This is a genomic window from Citrobacter sp. wls829, from assembly GCF_005280825.1.
GTDB lineage: Bacteria > Pseudomonadota > Gammaproteobacteria > Enterobacterales > Enterobacteriaceae > Citrobacter > Citrobacter gillenii.
In genome coordinates, this window is record NZ_SZWP01000014.1 from 1 (window position 1) to 5,668 (window position 5,668).

6 protein-coding genes and 1 pseudogene are annotated in these 5,668 nt (G+C 49.5%); 6 read left to right on the forward strand and 1 reads right to left on the reverse strand.

Annotated features, from left to right (window positions below):
- Window positions 1–369: pseudogene (locus tag FDW88_RS22545) on the reverse strand (hypothetical protein); the annotation flags it as partial.
- Between the two features lie 95 nt (window positions 370–464).
- Between FDW88_RS22545 and FDW88_RS01580 the strand changes: the two are divergent.
- The 6 genes from FDW88_RS01580 to FDW88_RS01600 all read left to right on the forward strand — a co-directional run.
- Window positions 465–1,922, forward strand: a complete 1,458-nt coding sequence (locus FDW88_RS01580; RefSeq protein ID WP_137361887.1) for a glycosyltransferase family 2 protein — start codon at window positions 465–467, stop codon at window positions 1,920–1,922.
- 11 nt (window positions 1,923–1,933) lie between these two features.
- Complete coding sequence (locus FDW88_RS22395) at window positions 1,934–2,077, forward strand: hypothetical protein (protein WP_170974145.1); 144 nt, start codon at window positions 1,934–1,936, stop codon at window positions 2,075–2,077.
- A 341-nt stretch (window positions 2,078–2,418) separates the two neighbouring features.
- Window positions 2,419–3,036: a hypothetical protein gene (locus FDW88_RS01585; RefSeq protein ID WP_137361888.1), complete on the forward strand. Its 618-nt coding sequence runs from the start codon at window positions 2,419–2,421 to the stop codon at window positions 3,034–3,036.
- On the forward strand, window positions 3,024–3,374 hold the full coding sequence (locus tag FDW88_RS01590; protein ID WP_137361889.1) for an HNH endonuclease: 351 nt from the start codon (window positions 3,024–3,026) through the stop codon (window positions 3,372–3,374). The genes FDW88_RS01585 and FDW88_RS01590 overlap by 13 nt, the downstream gene beginning before the upstream one ends.
- Before the next feature lie 156 nt (window positions 3,375–3,530).
- Window positions 3,531–4,004 carry a phage terminase small subunit P27 family gene (locus FDW88_RS01595; RefSeq protein ID WP_137361890.1) on the forward strand — a complete coding sequence of 158 codons (474 nt, stop codon included), beginning with the start codon at window positions 3,531–3,533 and terminating at the stop codon, window positions 4,002–4,004.
- 3 nt (window positions 4,005–4,007) lie between these two features.
- A partial coding sequence (locus FDW88_RS01600; protein WP_137361891.1) for a terminase large subunit occupies window positions 4,008–5,668 on the forward strand: 1,661 nt, incomplete at its 3' end.

A 5,668-nucleotide genomic window follows, 5' to 3' on the forward strand; every position in this document is an offset into this window, starting at 1 on the left:
TGACCTGCTTATTCGCACCTTCCTTAGGTTACACATCATCCCAAGCCATGAACTATTACTTTGCCTGTCTTGAATGGAATTATAAACATTGTATAGAGGGGATGAGTGTGGAGTGGATATTTTCAATTTCTTAGTAAAAAAATTGTCTATAAATTTCTGCTCGCCGTAAGGAAAGTAAATATCTGGTCTTTGAGAAATATTTTGTCCCTGATGTTTATCGAATGTGTCATTAGCACAATATTCCAATGCACTTCTTAAGTGTTCAAGCATTGACTTCACTTTTACAGGCTTAATCTCTTGGTTTTGTTTCATAATCAAGAGATTTTCTTCTACTTCGTTGATCAAGTCTAAGGAACCAGATCTGGACATTTGACGATACCTTTTATGGCTGTTTTCTTAATTCTAAACCGAACCCATCAATGGTTAACAGTTATGCATTAATTTTATAGGTAAAGGAAGTGATTATGCAGGTCACTATTGACGGTGTCCCGTATGCGCCCACCTGCAATTCAGTGGCCCGCATCGGCATTGCTATAACGACACACAACCGTGCCGACATTCTGAAGCGATCGCTCGAACAGCACATGAATCATCTTCCAATTGGAGTGCTGGTGGTTGTTATCGATGATGGTTCAAAACCTGCTGTAGCGGTGCCAGACGGCGTTGAGCTGCTTCGCCATGAAACATCACTCGGCATTGTTGCTTCAAAGAACGCCAGCCTCTCAGCCCTGATGGATGCAGGGTGCGAGCATCTTTTTTTATGGGATGATGACGCATGGCCAATTGCTGATAATTGGCACCTCCCTTACATTGAATCACCCGAGCCACACCTGGCTTACCAGTTTCTCGATCTGGCTGGACGCAATAAGTTGAATGACCTCTCGGTGCTTTACCGTGACGATCAGCATGTGGCCTATACCGGACAGCGCGGCGTAATGCTTTATTACCACCGCAGCGCCATTGATAAGGTTGGCGGCTTCGATCCGGTATACGGGCGCGGGATGTACGAGCATCCCGATCTGGCCCTTCGCATTCACAACGCAGGGTTATCGACCTGGGCGTTTGCGGATGTTGCTGGTTCTGAAGATCTCATTCATTCAATGGATGAATACGAAGAGGGCACCCGTTCAATTCCCCGGCCTGAGCGTGAAGCGTTAGCGAAATCCAATGCTGTTATATACAGTGCCAGACGCGATAGCGGTTACACGGCTTATGTACCGTTCAGGAAGCAGCGTAATGTGGTGATCACTTCATTTCTGACTAGCCAGAATGATCCACAGCGTCAGGTAAGGATGAAAGCATCTGCTGAGTTGGTTCAGGGATGGGCATCGTCTATTCGTGGTGCTGATGCAGTGGTACTGGCCGATGAACTGGATACAGCACCGAGAGGTGCAAACCTCGTCCTGGTTCCCACTCTCTCGATGAGTCCTTACTTTGCACGCTGGCTGCATATCTATCAGTACTTACGTGCCAATCCTGATATTACCCGCGTCTGGTGTACCGATGGCACGGATGTTGAAATGTTGCATGAACCGTGGGAGGAAATGGAACCCGGTAAGATTTACGTGGGTTCTGAGCATAAGACGTACGCTGAGCCGTGGATGAAAGCAAACCATCACGGGCAAGCATACAGCGCCTTCATTGAGTTACATCGGCACGAAAAATTGCTCAATGCTGGTCTGCTGGGCGGTAGTCGTGATGATGTAATGGAGTTTGCTCACCACATTATTCGACAGTACTACCTGATTGAAAGTCACCGTTTCTGGAAGATGGAGACAGCACCCACCACTTTGGTGGACATGGGCGCGTTCGGTATGGTTGCAAAGTCTTTCGGTGATCGCATCGTTACCGGTCCTAAGGTACACACCATCTTTAAAACTGACGGTATTGGAAAGGAGTTTGCCTGGTGGCGTCACAAATAGTGGGAGGTTCTATGACAATTGAACAACGAGTTGAATTGCTGGAAAAAGAAATTGCTGCACAAAAAGAAGCGACCAAAAAACAGGTCGCTGCATTAAGAACTGCCTCAGCGGAAGCTGCTATTTGTTTGGTAGAAAACTTAAAGCAGACTCCATGATCTCCACTACTTCAGGGCTCTTATCTTTCCATATTGCAATCTGTTTCTGTGTCTCTTCTTCAATCAAATCTCTTACAGATTGAGGTTGCGCCGCAGCGATTTGCTTCATGAAATACTCCAGAGCGCCAACACGGAGTTGGAGTAGCTGCATTGGATCATTTACATCGTATGACATGTTATTCCTTTTCATTGGTGGATATCAGCCATTCTCTTTAAATGAGTACGCCAGTTTCCCACCGCTGGCGGGCTGAGTACCCACTTTAACCATGGTTATCAGTAAGCAACATCCTGATATTTAAACAGTATCCGTCTTCGTGCGGCATTATTATTGGATCAACCACATGACTGAACATATTAAGTTTGTGGTGGTAGGCCATCATTCCCGCATCAGTTCTGCACAAAGGCTGGCATCGCTGCTGGGTGCTCATCTCCTGACTGACGATAGCGACCACGGCGCAAACTGGAATCATCGCCGTGCGCTTGAGTGGGCCGCAGAACAATCATGCAGGGTGGTGGTGCTAGAAGATGATGCGCTCCCCGTTGCTGGCTTTACTGAACAGGTGAACGAATGGTTGAATCGCTTTCCTGATTCGCTAGTAAGCTTCTACCTAGGTACAGGTCGACCGCCACAGTATCAGATGCAGATCGCTGAACGGCTGGTAATCGCGGACAAGAACCGGGCTGACCACATTACTTTACCACGGCTGATTCATGCTGTTTGCTACAGCGTCCCGCCACATTATCTGCCCCGAGTACTGGCTCGGTGGGACCACCGCAAGGTGGCTGATTTCGCGGTAGGGGATGCCTGTGGCGGATCTGTTGTGTATCCATGCTACTCGCTGGTTGATCACGCTGATGGTCAGTCTGTGGAGCAACATCCCGATGGCGCCCCGCGAACCGAACGGCGGGTGGCATGGCGACTTGCAGGTCCGATGGAGAGAAGTTCATGCCAGCATTAATACCCAGGGCATGTCGTAAGCGTGGATGTGCTGGCACAACGACGGACAGATCAGGCTATTGCGATAAACATCGCAATGAGGGCTGGCAACAACACCAGCGTGGCCAGTCGAGACATGAGCGAGGTTACGGCACAAGCTGGGACAAACTCAGACCACTCATCCTGACACGTGATAAGCATCTCTGTCAGGGGTGCAAACGTAATGGTCGTATCACACCTGCCAAAAGCGTCGACCACATCATCCCGAAAGCTCATGGGGGTACCGATGACCCATCGAACCTCGAAAGCCTTTGCTGGCCTTGCCACCGGGCGAAGACGGCGGTCGAAAGAACCAAGTGAGAATGAGTCGCATCAGTCAACGTGAGGGGGAGGGGCGGGTAAAGAGTTCAGCCCTCTCGGCCTTCAGGACCGCCGCCTAAGTTTTTGTCACACGCCCGCAGGTTGGAAAAGATTTTTAGGGGTTCTACCGTAAACGATTAATAGGAGTTTTCGATTATGTCTGGACCACCGAAAACCCCGACACACCTGGTTTTGGTGAAGGGGAACCCATCGAAGCGAGCCATCAATAAGAATGAACCCAAACCCCCGTCAGGGGTCCCCCCAATTCCCAAGCATTTTGATAAACAGGGGAAGTACTGGTTTAAGCGGATCGGGGATGAACTTGACGCTATCGGCGTGATGACACAGCTCGACGGGAAAGCGCTTGAACTGTTGATCGAAGCCTATGTTGAATACCGGCATCATTGTGATGTTCTGGCAGAAGAGGGGTACACCTACAAATCAAAGTCAGCGACTGGCGAAGATATGGTGAAAGCCCATCCGGCAGCAGTGATGAAATCTGATGTGTGGAAACGTATTCGCGCAATGCTTGGTGAATTCGGCATGACGCCGGCAAGCAGAGCAAAAGTTGGTGCCAAGGGGCCAGCTGAAGTTGATCCACTCGATGAATTTTTGAAAAAGCGCAAATGATGAATGGCAACCGTTTCGGATGGTATTCAGTACGCAGAGCGCGTGCTAACCGGCGAGATTGTTGCTGGCGAACTGGTGCGCCTGGCGTGCCAGAGATTCCTTAACGATTTAGAACATGGGCCGGAACGCGGCGTCTACTTCAGTGAGGATCGCGCCCAGCACGTTCTCGATTTCTATAACTTTGTTCCCCATGTCAAAGGGGCTCTGGCAGGTAAGCCGATTGAGCTGATGGCGTGGCATGTCTTTATCCTGATAAATATCTTCGGTTTTGTTATTCCCCTGATTGATGAAATGACGGGGGAGCAGATGTTTGATGAAGATGGCGATGCGATTATGGTGCGCCGTTTTCGCACATCCTATGACGAAGTCGCCCGTAAAAATGCCAAATCAACGCTTTCTTCCGGCATCGGTCTGTATATGACTGGTGCCGATGGTGAGGGAGGCGCAGAAGTTTACTCTGCTGCGACAACTCGCGATCAGGCCCGCATCGTGTTTGATGATGCCAAAAATATGATCAAGAAAGCCCCCAGGACGCTGGGGCGTCTGTTTGGTCACGTTAAGCTCAATATCCACCAGGAACGAACTGCATCCAAGTTTGAACCGCTATCGAGCGATGCGAATAACCTTGATGGTCTGAATATTCACTGCGGTATCGTCGATGAGCTTCATGCACACCGTACGCGTGACGTATGGGATGTTCTTGAAACGGCTACCGGTGCACGCCTGCAGTCTCTTTTGTTTGCCATCACAACGGCCGGTTCAAATAAAGAAGGGATCTGCTTTGAACAGCGAGATTACGCCATCAAGGTGTTGCGCGGGGTGGTTGATGACGACACCTATTTTGCTGTGATTTATACCCTGGATGAAGACGACGATCCGTTCGATGAAAAGAACTGGCCTAAAGCTAATCCGGGGCTGGGGATCTGTAAGCGCTGGGATGATATGCGCCGCCTGGCGAAAAAAGCCAAAGAACAGATTGCCGCTCGGCCAAATTTCTTCACTAAACATTTGAACATATGGGTTACAGCGGAAAGTGCCTGGATGGATATGGACCGTTGGGAGAAGTGTGCAGGTATAGCACCCGATGATGAACTGCGTAACTGGCCACTCTGGGTAGGTATTGACCTCGCGAATAAAATTGATATCTGCGCCGCGGTAAAAACGTGGCTTTCGCCATCTGGTCACACGCATACGAAGTCGAAGTTCTGGATCCCTGAAGGACGGCTGGAGACCGCCCCGAAGCATATTTCTGAGCTTTACCGGAAATGGGCTGATGCTGGCTATCTGGATTTGACTGATGGTGACGTTATCGATCATGGCTATATCAAGGCAGAGGTCGAAGCCTGGGTTAAAGGTGAAAGCCTGAAGGAAATAGCCTTTGACCCATGGAGTGCTACCCAGTTTAGCCTTGCGCTTGCCGAAGAGGGGCTTCCGCTGGTGGAGGTTGCCCAGACAGTTAAAAACCTGTCTGAGTCAATGAAGTCAGTACAGGCAGACGTGTATGGCAACAAAATCCATCATGACGGCAACCCAGTCATGACATGGATGATGTCGAACGTCACTGTGAAGCCGGATAAAAATGACAATATCTTCCCGAATAAATCCACACCTGAAAACAAAATCGACGGACCTGTTGGTAAGCGTGCAGCGAGAACCGTATTGAC

Bases quoted from the DNA above. Each gene is read 5' to 3' on its own strand.
- FDW88_RS01580 (WP_137361887.1), top strand. From the start codon at position 465: ATGCAGGTCACTATTGACGGTGTCCCGTATGCGCCCACCTGCAATTCA.
- FDW88_RS22395 (WP_170974145.1), top strand. From the start codon at position 1,934: ATGACAATTGAACAACGAGTTGAATTGCTGGAAAAAGAAATTGCTGCA.
- FDW88_RS01585 (WP_137361888.1), top strand. From the start codon at position 2,419: ATGACTGAACATATTAAGTTTGTGGTGGTAGGCCATCATTCCCGCATC.
- FDW88_RS01590 (WP_137361889.1), top strand. From the start codon at position 3,024: ATGCCAGCATTAATACCCAGGGCATGTCGTAAGCGTGGATGTGCTGGC.
- FDW88_RS01595 (WP_137361890.1), top strand. From the start codon at position 3,531: ATGTCTGGACCACCGAAAACCCCGACACACCTGGTTTTGGTGAAGGGG.